The sequence below is a fragment of the Methylobacterium mesophilicum genome (assembly GCF_036441335.1).
In the GTDB taxonomy this organism is placed as follows: Bacteria; Pseudomonadota; Alphaproteobacteria; order Rhizobiales; family Beijerinckiaceae; genus Methylobacterium; species Methylobacterium mesophilicum_B.
Window position 1 is genome coordinate 155759 of the sequence record NZ_MLBW01000015.1, and the last position, 16569, is coordinate 172327.

15 protein-coding genes are annotated in these 16569 nt (G+C 72.3%); 9 read left to right on the forward strand and 6 right to left on the reverse strand.

Annotated elements, in window-relative coordinates:
- Positions 1-269 precede the first annotated feature (269 nt).
- From MMR14E_RS10320 to MMR14E_RS10335, 4 genes are all read left to right on the forward strand, one after another.
- Complete coding sequence (locus MMR14E_RS10320) at positions 270-2339, forward strand: 3-hydroxyacyl-CoA dehydrogenase NAD-binding domain-containing protein (RefSeq protein WP_331314035.1); 2070 nt, start codon at positions 270-272, stop codon at positions 2337-2339.
- Between the two features lie 14 nt (positions 2340-2353).
- The gene (locus MMR14E_RS10325) at positions 2354-3541 is read left to right on the forward strand and encodes an acetyl-CoA C-acyltransferase (protein WP_331314036.1); all 1188 of its coding nucleotides are present in this window, start codon (positions 2354-2356) and stop codon (positions 3539-3541) included.
- Between the two features lie 4 nt (positions 3542-3545).
- On the forward strand, positions 3546-4742 hold the full coding sequence (locus MMR14E_RS10330; RefSeq protein WP_331314038.1) for an acyl-CoA dehydrogenase family protein: 1197 nt from the start codon (positions 3546-3548) through the stop codon (positions 4740-4742).
- A 134-nt stretch (positions 4743-4876) separates the two neighbouring features.
- Positions 4877-6031 (forward strand): acyl-CoA dehydrogenase, encoded by a 1155-nt coding sequence (locus MMR14E_RS10335; protein ID WP_331314039.1) that lies wholly within the window; start codon positions 4877-4879, stop codon positions 6029-6031.
- A gap of 111 nt (positions 6032-6142) precedes the next feature.
- Here the strand turns inward: MMR14E_RS10335 and MMR14E_RS10340 are convergent, their stop codons facing one another.
- The 4 genes from MMR14E_RS10340 to MMR14E_RS10355 form a co-directional block, all read right to left on the reverse strand.
- A complete protein-coding gene (locus tag MMR14E_RS10340) occupies positions 6143-7015 on the reverse strand; it encodes a tetratricopeptide repeat protein (RefSeq protein ID WP_331314041.1) in 873 nt (290 codons plus the stop codon).
- A gap of 333 nt (positions 7016-7348) precedes the next feature.
- Complete coding sequence (locus MMR14E_RS10345; RefSeq protein ID WP_331314043.1) at positions 7349-8461, reverse strand: 5-(carboxyamino)imidazole ribonucleotide synthase; 1113 nt, start codon at positions 8459-8461, stop codon at positions 7349-7351.
- Positions 8458-8958 carry a 5-(carboxyamino)imidazole ribonucleotide mutase gene (purE, locus tag MMR14E_RS10350; protein WP_331314044.1) on the reverse strand — a complete coding sequence of 167 codons (501 nt, stop codon included), beginning with the start codon at positions 8956-8958 and terminating at the stop codon, positions 8458-8460. Before purE ends, MMR14E_RS10345 begins: the two co-directional genes overlap by 4 nt.
- 78 nt (positions 8959-9036) lie before the next feature.
- Positions 9037-9297, reverse strand: coding sequence for a YdcH family protein (locus MMR14E_RS10355; protein WP_081636461.1), 261 nt, complete (start codon positions 9295-9297; stop codon positions 9037-9039).
- A 131-nt stretch (positions 9298-9428) separates the two neighbouring features.
- On the opposite strand from MMR14E_RS10355, the gene MMR14E_RS10360 reads away from it, so the two are divergent.
- Complete coding sequence (locus MMR14E_RS10360) at positions 9429-9611, forward strand: YdcH family protein (RefSeq protein WP_012318068.1); 183 nt, start codon at positions 9429-9431, stop codon at positions 9609-9611.
- A 211-nt stretch (positions 9612-9822) separates the two neighbouring features.
- A complete protein-coding gene (locus MMR14E_RS10365; RefSeq protein WP_331314046.1) occupies positions 9823-11751 on the forward strand; it encodes a propionyl-CoA synthetase in 1929 nt (642 codons plus the stop codon).
- A gap of 48 nt (positions 11752-11799) precedes the next feature.
- On the opposite strand, the gene MMR14E_RS10370 is transcribed toward MMR14E_RS10365, so the two are convergent.
- Complete coding sequence (locus MMR14E_RS10370; protein WP_419539328.1) at positions 11800-12267, reverse strand: hypothetical protein; 468 nt, start codon at positions 12265-12267, stop codon at positions 11800-11802.
- A gap of 186 nt (positions 12268-12453) precedes the next feature.
- Between MMR14E_RS10370 and MMR14E_RS10375 the strand changes: the two genes are divergently transcribed.
- On the forward strand, positions 12454-13572 hold the full coding sequence (locus tag MMR14E_RS10375) for an NADH:flavin oxidoreductase/NADH oxidase (protein WP_331314048.1): 1119 nt from the start codon (positions 12454-12456) through the stop codon (positions 13570-13572).
- A 9-nt stretch (positions 13573-13581) separates the two neighbouring features.
- Here MMR14E_RS10375 and MMR14E_RS10380 read toward each other — a convergent pair whose 3' ends face one another.
- Positions 13582-14334 carry a phosphodiester glycosidase family protein gene (locus MMR14E_RS10380; RefSeq protein ID WP_331314050.1) on the reverse strand — a complete coding sequence of 251 codons (753 nt, stop codon included), beginning with the start codon at positions 14332-14334 and terminating at the stop codon, positions 13582-13584.
- A 263-nt stretch (positions 14335-14597) separates the two neighbouring features.
- Here MMR14E_RS10380 and MMR14E_RS10385 point away from each other — a divergent pair, with 263 nt between their 5' ends.
- Both MMR14E_RS10385 and MMR14E_RS10390 read left to right on the forward strand, forming a co-directional pair.
- Positions 14598-15125 (forward strand): hypothetical protein, encoded by a 528-nt coding sequence (locus MMR14E_RS10385; RefSeq protein ID WP_331314052.1) that lies wholly within the window; start codon positions 14598-14600, stop codon positions 15123-15125.
- A gap of 139 nt (positions 15126-15264) precedes the next feature.
- Complete coding sequence (locus tag MMR14E_RS10390; RefSeq protein ID WP_331314053.1) at positions 15265-16569, forward strand: MFS transporter; 1305 nt, start codon at positions 15265-15267, stop codon at positions 16567-16569.

The following is a 16569-nucleotide window of genomic DNA, read 5'->3' on the forward strand; positions in this document are numbered from 1 at the left end:
GCACCGCGATCCTCCTCCCCGTGCCTCCGGCGGCCCGGCCGTCGCGCGCCGGGCGGCGTCCGCAACCGAGTCTCGTCCAGGGCCGTTGTGATGCCACGGGCCCGGGCCGCGGGTCAAACGGCCGCGGCACCGATCTTCTGCACTGCAGAACAGTTGGATCCACTTTGTCGACGGACCTCGCCTGTCCTTGACGCTGGGGAACACACGGACCAACATCCCGCCGAAATGCGGACACTCATTCTGCATTGCAGAACATCAGGGAGCTTCGGGTGGTTCGTCAGGAGGTCGATGGCGGGGTGGCGGTGCTCACGCTCGCCAACCCGCCGGTCAACGCGCTGGGCGCCGCGCTGCGGGCGGCCCTCGACGAGGCCCTGACGCGAGCCGTGGCGGACGCCTCGGTCCGTGCCGTCGTGCTGGCCGCCGAGGGCAAGGTGTTCGTCGGCGGCGCCGACATCGGCGAGTTCGGCAAGCCGCAGCGGCCGCCGAGCCTGCCGGACATCCTGGACCGGCTCGACGCCAGCCCGAAGCCGGTGGTGGCGGCGATCGGCGGCGCGGCGCTCGGCGGCGGCCTGGAACTGGCAATGGCCTGTCACGGCCGCGTCGCCGCCCCGTCGGCCAGGATCGGGCTGCCGGAGATCAAGCTCGGGATCATCCCGGGCGCCGGGGGCACGCAGCGCCTGCCGCGGCTGATCGGGCCCGACGCCGCCTTCGCGATGATGCTCACGGGCGAGCCGGTCTCCGCCGAGAAGGCGGCGGCGCTCGGCATCGTCGACGCCGTCGTGCTCGGCGACCTGGTGGCGGCGGCCCGGACGCGCGCCCTGGAACTCGCCGATGCGGGGACGCTGCCGCGGGTGCGCGACCGTTCCGACAGACTCACGCGAGAGGCGCGCGACCGGTTCGAGGCGCAGGCCGCCGAGGCGGTGAAGCGCGATCCCGACGCCACCAACGTCCACGCCCTGGCGCGGGCGGTGCGCGCCGGCCTGGAGCAGGATTTCGACGCCGCGGTGGCGGTGGAGCGGGCCGAGTTCCGCACCCTGGTGGAGGATCCGCGCTCGAAGGCCCTGCGCTACGCCTTCTTCGCCGAGCGCGAGGCCGGCCGGGTGCCCGGCCTGCCCAAGGACACGCCCCGCCGTCCCGTCCGCACGGCCGCCGTGATCGGCGCCGGCACGATGGGGGGCGGCATCGCGATGTGCTTCGCCAATGCCGGCATCCCCGTGACGGTGATCGAGACGGAGGAGGGCGCCCTGGCGCGCGGCCTCGACCGGGTGAAGGGGCTCTATGCCGGCTCGGCCAAGCGCGGCTCGATCACGGAGGCCCAGCGGGAGGAGCGGGTCGGCCGGATCACCGGGGCGCTCGGCCTGGAGAACGCCCGGGAGGCCGACATTGTCGTCGAGGCGGCCTTCGAGGATATGGGCGTCAAGCGCGAGATCTTCTCGAGGCTCGACCAGATCGCCAAGCCCGGCGCGATCCTGGCCACCAACACCTCCTACCTCGACGTGAACGCCATCGCGGCGGTGACGGGCCGGCCGCAGGACGTGCTCGGCCTGCACTTCTTCAGCCCGGCCAACGTCATGCGCCTCGTGGAGGTGGTCCGTGCGGAAAAAACCGCGCCGGACGTGCTGGCCACCGCCCTCGATCTCGGCAAGCGCCTCAACAAGCTGCCGGTGACGGTGGGCGTCTGCTTCGGCTTCGTGGGCAACCGCATGCTGGAGCGCCGCAGCCGGGCCGGCGAGCGCCTGCTGCTCGAGGGCGCGCTGCCCCACGAGGTCGACGCGGCGGTGACCGGGTTCGGCTTCCGGATGGGGCCCTTCGCCATGGGCGACCTCGCGGGTCTCGATATCGGCTGGCGCTCGCGCAAGGATTTCGGCGGCCGGGCGCCGGTGGCGGACTCGCTCGCCGAGCAGGGCCGGTTCGGCCAGAAGACCGGCCGCGGCTTCTACCTCTACCCGGACGGCGCCCGCGCCGGCACGCGCGACCCCGAAGTCGAGGCGCTGATCGCGCGGGTCGCCGCCGAGCACGGCGTGAACCGCCGCAGCTTCACCCCGGACGAGATCATCGCGCGGCTGATGTACCCGATGGTCAACGAGGGCGCGCGGATCCTGGAAGAGGGCATCGCGGCCCGGCCCGGCGACATCGATACGATCTGGATCAACGGCTACAACTGGCCGGCCTGGCGCGGCGGCCCGATGCACTGGGCCGACACGGTCGGGCTGCAGACGATCGCGGAGGCGCTGTCGCGCTTCGCGGCCGAGACCGGCGACGACAGCCAGGAGCCGGCGCCGCTGCTGAAGCGTCTCGCCGCCGAGGGCGGCAGCTTCGCCGGCCTGAAGAACGCCTGAGCGGGAGAGAGATCATGACCGACGCGGTGATCGTCTCGACCGCCCGCACCCCCATCGGCAAGGCCCATCGCGGCGCCCTGAACCTCACCCGCGGCGCCGACCTCGCGGCCCACGCGATCCGCGGCGCCCTCGATCGGGCGCGCCTGGAGCCCGGGGCGGTCGAGGAGGTGGTGCTCGGCTGCGGCTATCCGGAGAACGCCACGGGGGGCAACGTCGCCCGGCACGCGGCCCTGGTGGCGGGGATCCCGGTCGAGTCGGCCGGCGTCACCGTCTCGCGCTTCTGCGCCTCGGGCCTGGAGGCGATCGCCAGCGCGGCGCGGCGGATCGTGCTCGACAGCGTGCCGGTGGCGGTGGCGGGCGGCGTCGAGTCGATCAGCCTCGTCCAGCCGAAGGTCCAGCGGGAATTGACCCGCAACGCGTGGCTGGAGGCGCACCTGCCGGCGATCTACATGCCGATGATCGAGACCGCCGACATCGTGGCGGAGCGGTACGGCATCTCCCGGGAAGCGCAGGATCAATTCGCGCTGGAGAGCCAGCGCCGGACCGCAGCGGCGCAGGAGCGCGGCCTGTTCGACGACGAGATTGTCCCGATGTCCGCCGTGATGGCTGTGACCGACAAGGCCACCGGCGAGACCCGGGAGGTCGAGACCCGGCTCGCCAAGGACGAGGGCAACCGGCCGGACACGAATCTGGAGGGCCTCGCCAAGCTCAAGCCCGTGCGCGGGGAGGGGGCCTCCATCACGGCGGGCAATGCCAGCCAGCTCTCGGACGGGGCCTCGGCCAGCGTGCTGATGTCGGCCGACGAGGCGGCGCGCCGGGGGCTCGAACCGCTCGGCACCTTCCGGGGCTTCGCCTCGGCGGGCTGCGGGCCGGACGAGATGGGCATCGGCCCGGTCTTCGCGGTGCCGCGGCTCTTGGAGCGGCAGGGCCTGCGCGTCGCCGACATCGATCTCTGGGAGCTGAACGAGGCCTTCGCGTCCCAGTCGGTCTATTGCCGCGACCGGCTCGGGATCGACCCGGCCACAGTCAACGTCAACGGCGGCGCCATCGCGGTCGGCCACCCGTTCGGCATGTCGGGCGCGCGGCTCGTGGGCCACGCCCTGCTGGAGGGCCGCCGCCGCGGCGCGCGCTACGCCGTCGTGACCATGTGCGTCGCCGGCGGCCAGGGCTGCGCCGGCCTGTTCGAGATCGCCCGGAGCTGAGCCGATGGACCTGCGCTTCACCGACGAGGAAATCGCGTTCCGCGACGAGGTCCGGAGCTTCTGCCGGACAGAGATCCCGGCGGAGATCCGGAAGAAGGTCTCGGAGGGGCGCAGCCTCTCGAAGGAGGATTACGTCACCAGCCAGCGGATCCTCAACGCCAAGGGCTGGGCGGTGCCGCACTGGCCGCAGGAATGGGGGGGCCGGGACTGGACCCCGATCCAGCGCTACATCTACACCGAGGAGCTGTTCCAGGCCGCGGTGCCGCTGCCGCAGCAGTTCAACTGCTACATGTTCGGCCCGGTGCTGGCGACCTTCGGGCGGCAGGACCAGAAGGCGCGCTTCCTGCCGCGCGCCGCCAATCTCGACGATTGGTGGTGCCAGGGCTTCTCCGAGCCCGGCGCCGGCTCGGACCTCGCGTCGCTGAAGACCAAGGCGGTGCGCGACGGCGACCACTACGTCGTCGACGGCCAGAAGACCTGGACCACGCTCGGCCAGCACGCCGACTGGATCTTCTGCCTGGTGCGCACCGATTTCGAGGCCAAGAAGCAGCGCGGCATCTCCTTCCTGCTCATCGACATGAAGACGCCCGGGATCACCGTGCGTCCGATCCTCACCCTGGAGGGCCGGCACGAGGTCAACGAGGTTTTCTTCGATTCTGTCCGCGTGCCGGTCGAGAACCTCGTCGGCGAGGAGAACAAGGGCTGGGACTACGCCAAATTCCTGCTCGCCAACGAGCGCACCGGCATCGCCCGGATCGGCCTCACCAAGGAGCGGATCGCCCGGATCAAGCGGCTCGCCCGCGAGATGCCGGCCGGGCCCGGGACGATGTGGGACGATCCCGCCTTCCGCTCTCGCGTCGCCGAGGTGGAGGTCGAGCTGAAGGCCCTGGAGATCACCCAGATGCGGGTGGCGGCCAAGCAGGGAAGGGCGGATTCGGTGGAGCCGGATCCGGCCTCCTCGCTCCTCAAGATCCGCGGCTCCCAGCTCCAGCAGGCGGCGACCGAGCTGCTGGTGGAGCTCGCCGGGCCCTTCGCCCTCGCGGCGCCCGCGCGGGGGGCCGGGGCCAACAACCTGCCCGGCGGCTTCGACTGGGTCGACGCGGCGGCGCCGAGCTACTTCAACAACCGCAAGGTTTCGATCTACGGCGGCTCGAACGAGATCCAGCACAACGTCATCGCCAAGGGCATTCTGGGGTTGTGAGCGATTTCCCCTCCCCCTTGCGGGGAGGGGTCAGGGGTGGGGGTGGTTCAGGATCGAGCGCCACGGTGCCTTCTGCACCCCCCCACCTCCGGCTCCTCCCCGCAAGGGGGAGGAGAGGGGGCAGAGGAAACACCATGGATTTCGACCTGAACGAGGACCAGTCGCTCCTGCGCGACTCGGTCGAGCGGCTCGCCGCCGACCTCTACCCGTCCCTGGAGAGCCGGCAGGCCCGGCTCAAGGCGCCGCTGGGCTTCCCCGAGGAGGGCTGGACGGCCTTCGCCGAACTCGGCGTCGCCGGCCTGCCCTTCTCCGAGGAGGAGGGCGGCCTCGGCGGCGGCCCGGTCGAGACCATGCTGGTCATGGAGGCGGTGGGCCGCAACCTCGTGGTCGAGCCCCTGCTCGCGAGCCTCGTGCTCGGCTCGACGGCCCTGCGGCTCGGCGGCAGCGCCGCGCAGCGGGAGCGCCTCGTCCCGGGCCTCGTCGCCGGCGACCTGCGCCTGACCCTCGCCCATACCGAGCGCCAGTCCCGCTACGACCTCGCCGACGTGGCCACCGCGGCCCGGCGCAGCGGCGACGGCTACGTGCTGAGCGGCGCCAAGAGCGTCGTGCCCAACGCCGACGCGGCCGGCCTGATGGTGGTCTCCGCCCGGGTCTCGGGCGAGCGGCGCGATCCGCACGGGATCGGCCTGTTCCTGGTCCCGACCGACGCCGCGGGCGTCGCCATCGAAGCCTACCCGACCCAGGACGGCGGCCGGGCGGCCGAGGTGTCGTTCTCGGACGTGACGCTCCCGGCCGACGCGGCGCTCGGCGATCCCGAGGGCGGCCTGCCGCTCCTGGAGCGGGTGGTGGAGCACGGCATCGCGGCGCTCGCCGCCGAGGCGGTCGGCTCCATGGACGCGCTCCACAAGCTGACGGTGGAGTACCTGAAGACCCGCAAGCAGTTCGGCGTCAGCGTCGGCTCGTTCCAAGCGCTGCAGCACCGGGCCGTCGACATGCTGATCCAGCTGGAGCAGGCCCGCTCGATGGCGCTCTACGCCGCCATGATGGTGGACGCGCCGGATGCCAAGGCGCGGGCCGCGGCCCTGTCGGCCGTGAAGGTGCAGATCAACAAGGCCTGCCGCTACGTCGGCCAGGAGGCGGTCCAGCTCCACGGCGGCATCGGCATGACGCTCGAGTATATCGGCGCCCACCATTTCAAGCGGCTCGCCATGATCGAGTACCTGCTCGGCGACACCGCCTACCACCTGCGCCGGATCACGCAGGACGAGAACGGGCTGCTGGCGGCGTAGGTCGACTCGGGCACTCGCACCGGCGCCGCGAGCGGCGCGGAGCGACCCAGCGGCGCCACGCTCGCGAGTGTGGCGCTGCCTCGGGCCGCTCCGCTCCCGATGACGGGGCGATCAGTTGAACAGCGAGCCGACCCCGCCCTGCACGCGGCCGAGACCGGCCCGCGCGACGGTGTTGTTGGGGTCGATCGTCGAGGCGCGCTGGTAGTTCTCCATCGCCTCCTTGCGCTGGCCCTGCTTCTCGTAGGCGAGGCCCCGATAGGCCCAGGACGTGGCGTCCTTGGCGTTCACGTTGAGCGCGGCGTTGTAGTCTTCGATCGCCTTCGCGTACTGGTTGGTCGCGATCAGGCTCTGGCCGCGGGCCGCGTAGGGCGCGGCCACGAACGGGTCGCGGTCGATGGCGGCGTCGAAATCGGCGATCGCCTGGGTGTCCTGGCCCTGCTTCTGCCGCACGAGGCCGCGGGCGTGGTAGGCCTGCGCGGATTCGGGGCTCAGGCGGATCGCGACGTTGAGGTCGTTCAGCGCCTGGTCGAGGTTGCCCTGCGCGCGCTCGACATTGGCGCGGCCGATATAGGCCGGCCCGTAATTCGGATCGATCCCGATCGCCTTGGTGAAGTCCTGCAGCGCCGGGCCGTCGCGGCCGATCTGCCGGTTCGCCAGGGCGCGGTTGTTGTAGGCGGAGGCGGAGTTCGGATCGAGCTGGATCGCCTTGGTGAAGTCGCCGATGGCGTCGTTGAACTGGCCGGCGCGGGCGTAGGCGGCGCCGCGGGTGTTGTAGGCCGCCGCGTCGTTCGGATTGCGCTGCACCACCTCGGTCAGGGAGGCGATGTTGACGTTGGTGGCGCCGGTCGTGTCCTTCTCCAGGACCGCGTATTGCCGCGGGCCGGCCGCGCTGCCGACGGTCTCGCAGCCCGCGAGGCCGGCAGCCGAGACCAAGGCCGCGCCGATCAGTGCCGTCTTCCGTCCCAGCCGGTTGCGTACGTTCATCGCCCCACTCTCCCCGAGGCGTCGCCCGCTCCGCGCGTGCCCGCCCCGCCCCTCACAGTCCAAGAGCCCGCGCCCTGCGCCGGGCACACCCGCATCCGGGGCACCGTCGCGCATCACGGTGAAGGCCGGCTTAAGAAGCGCCGCGTCGTGATCCGGCCCCCGCCGGTCCCGACGGGACCGAGGCGGTGCGGGCGGAATCGATCGACAGCATTCGGTACCGACCACGGTGCCGTGGAAGCGGCGGGATGTGGCGAAGGTATGGCTCGACCGTCGCGCGGCGCCGCGGACGGCCGTCCGGCGGTCACGCGGCGGCGCCGGTGTGCCTTCGAAGCCTCAGGAACCGGTCGGGGCGGGTCCGAGACGGGTGACGTGACCCATCTTGCGGCCGGGGCGCGCCTCGCCCTTGCCGTAGAGGTGCAGGTGGGCGCCGGGCTCGGCCAGCAGGGCGTGCCAGTCGTCGGCCTGGGCGCCGATCAGGTTGCGCATCTCCACCGAGAGCCCGCCGACCCGGGCCGGGTCGCCGAGGGGCCAGCCGCAGACGGCCCGGACGTGCTGGGCGAATTGCGAGGTCAGCGCCCCCTCGCTGGTCCAGTGGCCGGAATTGTGCACCCGGGGCGCGATCTCGTTGACCACGAGCCGCTCCGCCCCGTCCTCGCGGACGAGGAACATCTCGACGGCGAGCACGCCGACATAGTCGAGGGCGTCGGCGATCCGCCGGGCGATCTCGACGGCGGCGCGGCCCGTCTCGGCGGACACGCCCGGCGCCGGCACCCGGGTCAGCGCGAGGATGTGGTCGCGGTGCTCGTTCTCGCAGAGGTCGTAGGCCGCGAAGCTGCCGTCGCGCCCGCGCGCCCCCACGACCGAGACCTCGCGCTCGAACGGCACGAAGCCTTCCAGGATCAGCGGCGCGCCGCCGAACTCGGCGAACAGGGCGTTGCGGTCGCCCTCGGCCCGCTCGCGGAGCATGCGCTGCCCCTTGCCGTCGTAGCCGAAGCGGCGGGTCTTGAGCACGGCCGGCAGGCCGATCACCTCGATCGCCCGGTCGAGGTCGTCGGGCGTGTCCACGGCCCGGAACGGCGCCGTGGGGATGCCCAGGCCGTTGATGAACTCCTTCTCGGTGAGCCGGTCCTGCGTGGTCGAGAGCGCGTGCGCGTTCGGGTGCAGGGCGGCGTGCCGGGCCAGGACGTCGGCGGTGGCGTGCGGGATGTTCTCGAACTCGTAGGTCACGACGTCGACGCTGCGGGCGAAATCCGCGAGCGCCGCGGCATCGTCGTAGGCCGCGCAGGTGGTCCGGGCGGCCACGTCGAAGGCGGGGCTGTCCGCGTCGGGCGCGTAGACATGCGCCTTGAGGCCGTAATCGGCCGCCGCGAGCGCGATCATGCGCCCGAGCTGGCCCCCGCCGACGATGCCGAGGGTGGAGCCGGGGCCGAGGATCTTGTCCGTCACGCGTTCTCTTCCGTCACCGGCCGTTCGGCCACCGAGGCGCTCTGGGCCGCGCGCCACGCCTCCAGGCGCTCCGCCAGACCCGCGTCGGTCAGCGCCAGGACCGCCGCGGCGAGCAGGGCCGCGTTGACGGCCCCGGCCCGGCCGATCGCCAGGGTCCCCACCGGGATGCCGGCCGGCATCTGGACGATGGAGAGCAGGCTGTCCTGGCCGGACAGGGCCTTCGACTCCACCGGTACGCCGAACACCGGCAGGCGGGTCATCGCGGCCGCCATGCCGGGCAGGTGCGCGGCGCCGCCCGCGCCCGCGATCACGACCCTGAGACCGGCCTCGACCGCGCCTTTGGCGAAGGCCACGAGCCGGTCCGGCGTGCGGTGGGCCGACACGATGCGCGCGTCGTACGGCACGCCGAGCGCGTCGAGCGTCTCGGCGGCATGCCGCATGGTCGCCCAGTCGGACTGGCTGCCCATGATGATCGCGACCGGAGGAGGCGACGCCATCGTTGATCCCGGCAAAAGAGGGCGCTTACAGGCGGCGCGGGCCTGCGGCAAGGCGGGGCCCGAGGGCGTCCACCGGCATCAGGCGATGATGTCCGGCGTGAGCGCGTCCTCGATGTGGTAGATGCGGTCGCGCAGCGTGAGCTTGCGCTTCTTCAGGCGCTGGATCTGGAGCTGGTCCCCGGCGACGCTGCGCTCCAGCGCCTCGATGGCGCTGTCGAGATCCCGGTGCTCCTCGCGCAGCCGCGCCAGCTCGCCCAGGAGGTCCGACTGCGCACCCTCACCCGCCTCGTCCGCCATCGTCACCTGAGAACCCGAAGACCGTTCGTCGCCCGAGAGCATGCGTCACGCTCCGGCGCCGGACAAGGCGGCGCGGTAAGCAATCATCAGACTTAGCAGCAGAAAACGCTTCGACAGGTCCGGCATCCTGTGCCAATCTCGTTGTGTCGAAACGATGACAGGAGATTCGACTCATGTCGCTGCAGACGCATCTGAACCAGCTCGCCCGTAAGCACGAAGCCCTCGAGCGCGAGATTCAGGAAGCGATCCACAGACCTTCGGCGAATGACCTCCACATCGCCGAGCTGAAGCGACGGAAACTCCTCCTCAAGGACGAGATCAACAAGCTCCAGGCGGGCAACGACACGTTGCACTGACGCCTGACACGTCCATCTGATAGCGAATTCGAGCCGACGACCGCCGCACCGGGAGCCCCCGGTGCGGCGGTTTTGCTGTGGCGCCCCCTCGGGTCCCGGCCGTCGTGACCCGGACGTGGGCTTGCTCGTCCCTGGCCACTCCCGCGCGCGCGAGAATGGGCTACTCTGCGGACGGCCGCCGGAGAGCGGCCCGCGAGGAAACGCCGGACCAATGACGAGAGCCAGCCTGCCGGGCCGCTACCCGGAAATCTACGAATCGGCCCGCCGCGACCCCGAGGCGTTCTGGCTCGGGGCGGCGCAGGCCCTCGACTGGGCACGCGCGCCGGAGCGCGCCTTCGCGCCGGATTCAGGCCCCTACGGCCGGTGGTTCCCGGACGGCAGCCTGAACGGCTGCCACAACGCGGTGGACCGCCACGCCGACGGGGCCCGGGCGGAGCAGGTGGCGATCCGCTACGACTCGCCCGTGACCGGGACCAAGCGCAGCATCACCTACCGGGCGCTGCGCGACGAGGTGGCGGTGCTGGCCGGGGTGCTGGCCGACCTCGGCGTCGGCAAGGGCGACCGGGTGATCCTGTACATGCCGATGGTGCCCGAGGCGCTGTTCGGCATGCTGGCCTGCGCGCGGCTCGGCGCGGTCCATTCGGTGGTGTTCGGCGGCTTCGCCGCCAACGAGCTGGCGGTGCGGATCGAGGACGCGGCGCCGAAGGTGGTGCTCGCCGCCTCCTGCGGCATCGAGCCGAACCGCGTGGTCGCCTACAAGCCGCTCCTCGACGCGGCGATCGCGGCCTCGCGGCACAAGCCGGAGGCCTGCCTGATCCTCCAGCGCCCGCAAGGGCCCGCGACCCTCGTCGCGGGACGGGATCGCGACTGGGGCGAGACCGTGGCGGCGGCCCGGGCGGCGGGGCGGAGCGCGGGGTGCGTGCCGGTCGCCGCCACCGACCCGCTCTACATCCTGTACACCTCCGGGACGACCGGGAAGCCGAAGGGCGTTGTCCGCGACACCGGCGGCTACCTCGTCGCCCTCGCCTGGTCGATGCCGAACCTCTACGGCGTCCAGCCCGGCGAGACCTACTTCTGCGCCTCCGACATAGGCTGGGTGGTCGGCCACTCCTACATCGTCTACGCGCCGCTCCTGCACGGCTGCACCACGGTCCTCTACGAGGGCAAGCCGGTGGGCACGCCGGATGCCGGCGCCTTCTGGCGGGTCGTCGCCGAGTACGGCGTCGTGTGCCTGTTCACCGCGCCGACGGCCCTGCGGGCGATCAAGAAGGAGGATTCCGCCGGCACCCGGATCGCGGACTACGACCTCTCGGCCTTCCGCAGCCTGTTCCTGGCGGGCGAGCGCGCCGATCCGGACTCGGTCGCCTGGGCCGAGCGCGTGCTGGGCCGGCCGGTTGTCGACCATTGGTGGCAGACCGAGACCGGCTGGCCGATCGCCGGCAACCCGATGGGCCTCGGCCTCCTGCCGGTTAAGCACGGCAGCACCTGCGTGCCGATGCCGGGTTACGAGGTCGAAGTCCTGGACGAGGGCGGCAAGCCGGTTCCGGCAGGGACGATGGGCACGATCGCGATCCGCCTGCCGCTCCCGCCCGGCTGCCTGCCGACGCTCTGGGGTTCGGACGACCGGATGCGGTCGAGCTACCTCGCCACCTTCCCGGGCTACTACGACACCTCGGATGCCGGGGTCATCGACGCCGACGGCTACATCACGGTCCTGGGACGGACCGACGACATCATCAACGTGGCGGGCCACCGGCTGTCCACCGGCGGCATGGAGGCGGTGCTGGCGAGCCACCCGGACGTGGCCGAGTGCGCGGTCATCGGCATCCGCGACGCGCTCAAGGGGGAGGTGCCCTGCGGGTTCGTGGTGCTGAAGGCCGGCGTCGCCCGGTCGACCGAGACGATCGAGCGGGAGCTCGTGGCGAAGGTCCGGGACGAGATCGGCCCGGTGGCAGCCTTCAGGCTGGCGCTCACCGTGCCGCGGCTGCCCAAGACCCGGTCGGGCAAGATCCTGCGGGCGACCATGAAGCGCATCGCCGATCACGAGCCCTGGACGATGCCGGCGACGATCGACGACGCGGCGGCGCTCGAGGAGATCGGCGACAGCCTGAAGGACCGGGGGATCGGCGCGGCCCGGTGAGGAGGCCGCGGGTCCGCGCCGACCGGGCGGGAGACGTCCCGATCCGCCTCAGTCGACGTCGGGGCCGTCGTCGTCGCTGTCGGCGTCGACCGTCGGCTGCGACACGGCGGGCGCGTAGGCGCTCGAGGCGGATCCCGCGACGACCGAGGCCGGCACGCGCCGGGCGTTCGGCTCCGACGGGATCAGGGTCGCGGTGGCCGCCACGAGGCCGGCCATGGACCGGACGTCCTCCGGCTGACGCGGATCGCGCGAGATCAGCGTTGCCTCCTGCTGGAGGCGCAGGTTGCAGGCCTGCGAGGGCAGGCCACCCTGCGGCGTGCAGGCGTCGTGGCGCGCGCAGGCCGCGTCGAGGGCGTCGATCGGCGGGAGGGGCGCGTTGTTGCCCGGCCCGCAGTAATTGCCGTGGATCAGCATCTTGGGTCCGCCGAAGGCGGCGGGCTGCGCCTGCGCCGAGGCGGCGAGGGCGGCGCAGCCGGTGGCCAGGGCGAGCGGGACGGCGAGTCTGGTGAGCATCATCTGGACCTCGGGCGATCTCGCCCCCTCAGGCGGTTCGCGTCGATTGCCGCGATGCGGCGACAGGCCAGGAAACGGGCGGCCACATCCGCGAGTTCCGCAACGCCCGACCGCAGGGGTGCTCCGCCGCACCGCACTGGCCGCGACGCCCGTCCTGGGCCAGAGTGGTCCTTCCACCAGGAGTTGCCGATGACCGCTCGCCTGTTCGAACCGCTGACGCTCGACGCGCTCACCCTCGAGAACCGCATCCTGATCGCCCCGATGTGCCAGTACTCGGCGCGGGACGGCGAGGCGACCGACTGGCACATGATGCATCTCGGTCAGCTCGCCATGTCGGGGGCCGGCCTGCTGACCCTGGAGGCCACCGCGGTCTCGCCGGAGGCGCGGATCACCGCCTGGGACCTCGGACTCTACAACGACGGCTGCGAGCGGGCGCTGGGCCGGGTGCTCGACGCCGTGCGGGAGTACGCGCCGATCCCGGTCTGCATCCAGATCGCCCATGCCGGGCGCAAGGCCTCGAGCGAGGCCCCCTGGGCCGGCGGCCAGCAGATCCCGCCGGAGCACGCCTACGGCTGGCGCACCGAGGCGCCCTCGGCGGTCGCGCACGGGGAGGGCGAAGTCCCGCCCCACGCCCTCGACGCCGCCGACCTGAAGCGCGTCCGCGACCAGTTCGTGGCCACCGCCAAGCGGGCGGTGCGCCTCGGCATCGAGGCGGTCGAGCTGCACGGCGCCCACGGCTACCTGCTGCACCAGTTCCTGTCGCCGATCGCCAACAAGCGGACAGATGAATACGGCGGCAGCCTCGCGAACCGCATGCGCTTCCCGCTGGAGGTCTACGACGCCGTGCGGGATGTCGTGCCCGCCGGCGGCCCGGTCTGGCTGCGGGTCTCGGCCACCGACTGGGTCGAGGACGGCTGGGATCTCGACGAGACGGTGGAGCTGGCCCAGGCCCTGAAGCGCGCCGGATCGCCGGCACTGCACGTCTCGACGGGCGGCGTGTCGCCGAAGCAGGCGATCAAGCTCGGGCCGGGATACCAGGTGCCCTACGCCGAGCGGATCAAGGCCGAGACCGGGCTGACCACCATCGCGGTCGGGCTGATCACCGAGGCCCAGCAGGCGGAGACGATCCTGCAGGAGGGCAAGGCGGACGCGATCTCGCTCGCCCGCGCCATGCTGTACGATCCGCGCTGGCCCTGGCACGCCGCCGCCGAACTCGGCGCCCGGGTGCGGGCCCCCAAGCAGTACTGGCGCTCGCAGCCGCGGGAGTACAAGGACCTGTTCAAGGACACGGCCTTCGGCCAGCGCTGAGCGCGCCCCTCACCGCGGCAGCGCGCCGACCAGCGGCCCGAGCGGGCGGCTGATGTCGGCGCGGCCGAGATTCGGCGCGTAGAGGCTGGAGACCGAGCCGTCGAGGAACAGGGCGTTGCGGCAGCCGAGATCGTCGCGGAACAGCCGCGCGAAGGCCCCGAAGGTCACCGGGCGCTCGGAGATCGCGAAGATCGCCACGTGCCCGTCGCCGGGCACGCCGACGCCGTTGCGGATCTTCTGGCTCGGCCCGTCGGCGGCGATCTTCGGATGGATCTGGCCGTCGATCACCAGCATCGGCCCGGACTGCGTGGCGAAATCCGGCCGGATCTTCGCCCGCAGGTAGCGGGCCGTGTCGACCACCCCGGCGCGCTCGCCCTTCACCCAGAAGATCCCGTTGGGCTTCAGGTGGAAATTGCCCGGCCCGTCGGTCGTGGACACGCGCCTCAGCTCGTGCCCGTCCTCGACGTAGAGGCCGACCGGCGCCTGGTCCTTGTCGTACATGCCGGCGTTCATCGCGAAGGCGAGGCGGCCGCCCTGCTTCTCGGCGAGGGTGCCGAGGGCGCCGTAGGGCTTGCCGTCGTCCTGGAGCCAGAAGAGCCGCAGCCGCTGCTTCCGGAGGTCGATGGTGCAGACCGTGAAGGTCTCACCCTGCGCCTCGACCGCCCGGCAGGGCTCGGAGGCGGCCGCCGGAGCGGCCGCCCGGGCCGGGGCCGCGAGGGCGAGCAGCGTGATCAACAGGGCGTGAGCCGGTCGCAGCATCATCATTCGTTCCAGGCAGCTCGGGGACGGCGAGTCGGGGACGGCGGAGCGCGTCCGGCGCGCCCTTCGCTCTGGAAAGCGGCGAATTTCGTGTCCGAGCGGCGTCCGGCCCCGTCCGGCCGCGCGCCGCGGGCGGGGCTGGACNATCGGCAAAACGGTCCAGCCCCGCCCGCGGCGCGCGGCCGCGCGCCGCGGGCGGGGCTGGACCGTTTTGCCGATTCGGACGTTCTTAGCCGCAGAGGGCGTTTTTCCACGGAGATGACGTGATGAAGGGTGCAGTGCTCGGCTCGGCCCTGCTGGCGGCGGGTGCTCTGGCCTTGGCGCCGGCCAGCGCGGACGCGCGCGGCTTCGGCGGTGGCGGCTTCCACGGCGGCGGATTCGGCGGCGGCTTCCACGGGGGCGGGTTCGGCGGCGGCTTCCGCGGCGGCGGCTTCGGCGGGTTCCGCAACGGCGGCTTCGGCGGCGGCTTCCGCGGCGCCGGCTTCCGTCCGGGCGGTTTCGGCTACGGTCGCGGCTTCTACGGCCGGGGCTACGGCTGGCGCGGCGGCTACGGCTACCGCGGCGGTTACGGCTACGGCCTCGGCGGCCTGGGCCTCGGCGTCGGGCTCGGCCTCGCGGCCGGCAGCCTCTACGGCGGCTACGGGTACGGCTACCCGGGCTACGGCTACGGCGGCTACTACGCCCCGGCAGCCTACGATTACGGGTACGGCTACGGCGGCGGCTGCTACACGGTCCCGCGGGTGCGCTGGACGCCCTACGGCTACCGCCGGGTGCTGGTCGAGCGCTGCTACTGAGCCTCGCCCGACCGCGAAAAGAACGGGACAGGCCGCCTCCGGGCGGCCTTTTCCTTTCCTGTTCCTTGCGTGACCCGCCGCATCGTTGGACAGCTCTGACCGGGATGCCGATACTGGTATCGGACGGCGGGAGGCGGTGATGAGTTCAGCAGCCGGACAGGGGCGCGCGGGCGTGGACGCGGTCGAGATCCGCGACGCCAGCCTCACCGCCTTCTACCGATCGATGACGCCGCCGGAGCGGCACACCTTCTGGGCGTGCGCCGCCGGCTGGTGCCTCGACGGCATGGACTTCATGATCTACCCGCTGGTGATCGGGACGATCATGGCCCTGTGGCACGTCGATGCCGGCACGGCCGGACTCGCCGCCACGGTGACGCTGCTGGCCTCGGCGCTCGGCGGCTGGCTCGCGGGCTTCGTGGCCGACCGGATCGGCCGGGTGCTGACCCTGCAGATCACGATCCTCTGGTTCTCGGTCTTCTCCCTCCTCTGCGCCTTCGTGCAGAACTTCGAGCAGCTGCTGATCGCGCGGGCGCTGCTCGGCCTCGGCTTCGGCGGCGAGTGGGCGGCCGGCGCGGTGCTGATCGGCGAGACGATCCGCGCCGAGTATCGCGGCCGGGCGGTGGGCTCGGTCCAGTCGGGCTGGGCGATCGGCTGGGGCCTCGCGGTCCTGTCGCAGGCGGTGCTGTTCTCGGTCCTGCCGCCCGAGACCGCGTGGCGCTGGATGTTCGCGGTGGGCGCCCTGCCGGCGCTGCTGGTCTTCTACCTGCGCCGCTACGTGAAGGAGCCGGAGGTCGCCGCCGAGTCCCGCGCCCGGGCCGCCGCCACGGGCGACCGGCCGCAGATCTGGGAGATCTTCTCCGGCCCGATCCTCAAGACCACGCTGCTCGCCTCGCTGGCGGCGGCGGGCTGCCAGGGCGGCTACTACGCGATCACCACCTGGGTGCCGCGCTTCCTGACCACCGAGCGCCACCTGTCGATCGTGTCCTCCACCGGCTACCTCGCGGCCCTGATCATCGGCTCGTTCACCGGCTACCTCGTGGGCGCGTGGCTCGCCGACCGGCTCGGCCGGCGGCCGCTCTTCCTGATCTTCTCGCTGGGCGCCATCGCGGTGATCGTCGCCTACACACAGATCCCGCTGTCGAACGGCGTGCTGTGGGTGCTGGGCTTCCCGCTGGGCTTCTTCGCCTCCGGCTACTTCTCCGGCATGGGCGCGTTCCTGACCGAACTGTACCCGACGCGCCTGCGCGGCTCGGGGCAGGGGTTCTGCTACAATTTCGGCCGCGGCGTCGGCGCGCTGTTCCCGGCGCTGGTCGGCTACCTCGCGGAGCGCGCCGGCCTCGCCTCCGCCATCGCGATCTTCGCGGCCGTCGCCTACGGGATCTTCTTCCTCGCGGCCTTCGCGCTGCCCGAGACGCGTGGCAAGGTCCTCCACGCGGATTCCTGA